The sequence below is a fragment of the Pseudomonas sp. genome, from assembly GCF_050739655.1.
GTDB lineage: Bacteria > Pseudomonadota > Gammaproteobacteria > Pseudomonadales > Pseudomonadaceae > Aquipseudomonas.
Window position 1 is genome coordinate 1 of the sequence record NZ_JBOIBY010000651.1, and the last position, 1920, is coordinate 1920.

2 protein-coding genes are annotated in these 1920 nt (G+C 57.1%); both read right to left on the reverse strand.

The window, feature by feature from the left end; translation table 11 throughout:
* Nucleotides 1–1465: chaperonin GroEL (gene groL / locus ACRESJ_RS31095; protein WP_431761323.1), on the reverse strand; the 1465-nt coding region annotated here is incomplete at its 3' end.
* Nucleotides 1466–1514: 49 nt separating this feature from the next.
* Nucleotides 1515–1808, reverse strand: coding sequence for a co-chaperone GroES (locus ACRESJ_RS31100; RefSeq protein WP_007985847.1), 294 nt, complete (start codon nt 1806–1808; stop codon nt 1515–1517).
* Nucleotides 1809–1920: the final 112 nt, after the last annotated feature.

A 1920-nucleotide genomic window follows, 5' to 3' on the forward strand; every position in this document is an offset into this window, starting at 1 on the left:
TCATGTCGCCGTATTCGCCAGTCGCAGCGTTGTAACCGAAGTTACCTTTGCCGTTCTTGACTTCGTTGACCACAACGCTTGGCTCGTCACCGCTGTTGGCAGCGATCTGACGCAGCGGTGCTTCAACTGCACGGCGCAGAACAGCGATACCCACGTCCTGATCAGCGTTGTCGCCTTTCAGGTCAGCCAGGGTTTGCAGAGCGCGGATCAGCGCAACGCCACCGCCAGGTACCACGCCTTCTTCAACGGCTGCACGAGTAGCGTGCAGGGCGTCTTCAACGCGGGCTTTCTTCTCTTTCATTTCAACTTCGGAACCAGCGCCAACCTTGATTACTGCAACGCCGCCGGACAGCTTGGCCAGACGCTCTTGCAGTTTTTCACGGTCGTAGTCGGAGGAAGTTTCAGCAACCTGAGCACGGATCTGAGCGATACGCGCCTGGATGTCGCCTTCAACGCCAGCACCGTCAACGATGATGGTGTTTTCCTTGGACAGGGTGACGCGCTTGGCGTTACCCAGGTGCTCCAGAGTGGTGCTTTCCAGGCTCAGACCGATCTCTTCGGAGATCACGGTACCGCCGGTCAGAACAGCGATGTCCTGCAGCATGGCCTTGCGACGGTCGCCGAAGCCTGGAGCCTTGACGGCTGCGACTTTAACGATGCCACGCATGTTGTTCACAACCAGAGTCGCCAGGGCTTCGCCTTCAACGTCTTCGGCCACGATCAGCAGTGGACGGCCGGCTTTGGCAACGGCTTCCAGCACTGGCAGCATTTCGCGGATGTTCGAGATCTTTTTGTCGACCAGCAGGATCAGCGGGCCGTCCAGCTCAGCGACCATGGTCTCTGGCTTGTTGACGAAGTACGGGGACAGGTAGCCACGGTCAAACTGCATGCCTTCAACAACCGACAGTTCGTTTTCCAGGCCCGAGCCTTCTTCAACGGTGATCACGCCTTCTTTGCCGACTTTTTCCATGGCTTCGGCAATGATGTCGCCGATGGAGTTGTCGGAGTTGGCGGAGATGGTGCCTACCTGAGCGATTGCCTTGGTGTCAGCGCATGGCTTGGACAGGGCTTTCAATTCTTTGACAATAGCGATGGTCGCTTTGTCGATACCGCGCTTCAGGTCCATCGGGTTCATGCCGGCAGCGACGGCTTTCAGGCCTTCGTTGACGATCGATTGAGCCAGAACGGTAGCGGTGGTGGTGCCGTCGCCTGCGTCATCGTTGGCACGGGAGGCAACGTCTTTGACCAGCTGCGCGCCCATGTTTTCGAAACGGTCTTCCAGTTCGATTTCCTTGGCTACGGAAACGCCGTCCTTGGTGATGGTCGGAGCGCCGAAGCTTTTCTCGAGGATCACGTTACGGCCTTTCGGGCCCAGGGTCGCTTTTACCGCGTCAGCCAGGACGTTGACACCAACGAGCATTTTCTTGCGGGCGGAATCGCCGAATTTAACTTCTTTAGCAGCCATGATCGATATTCCTTAAATACTTTGAAGTAGCGGGAAAATGAGCGGGTAATCAGCCTTCGATAACAGCGAGGATTTCGTTCTCGCTCATTACCAGCAGGTCTTCGCCGTCGACTTTCACAGTGTTGCTGCCGGAGTAAGGACCGAACACAACCTTGTCGCCCACTTTCACGGACAGTGCACGCACTTCACCGTTTTCCAGTACGCGGCCGGTGCCTACAGCGAGGATTTCGCCGCTGTTGGCTTTTTCAGCAGCCGAACCTGGCAGGACGATACCGCCAGCGGTTTTCTTTTCTTCTTCGCTGCGACGGATGACGACGCGGTCATGCAGAGGACGAAGCTTCATTGTCGATCTCTCCTAATTGTGGTTTTCATCGGCCGGTGTAGTCCCGGCGGGTTTAACAAAGTCCGGCGGTGCCGGGTGCGGCTCGTCAAGCGAACCGCGGAAGTCTGTCTGG

Bases quoted from the DNA above. Each gene is read 5' to 3' on its own strand.
- ACRESJ_RS31100 (WP_007985847.1), bottom strand. From the start codon at position 1,808: ATGAAGCTTCGTCCTCTGCATGACCGCGTCGTCATCCGTCGCAGCGAA.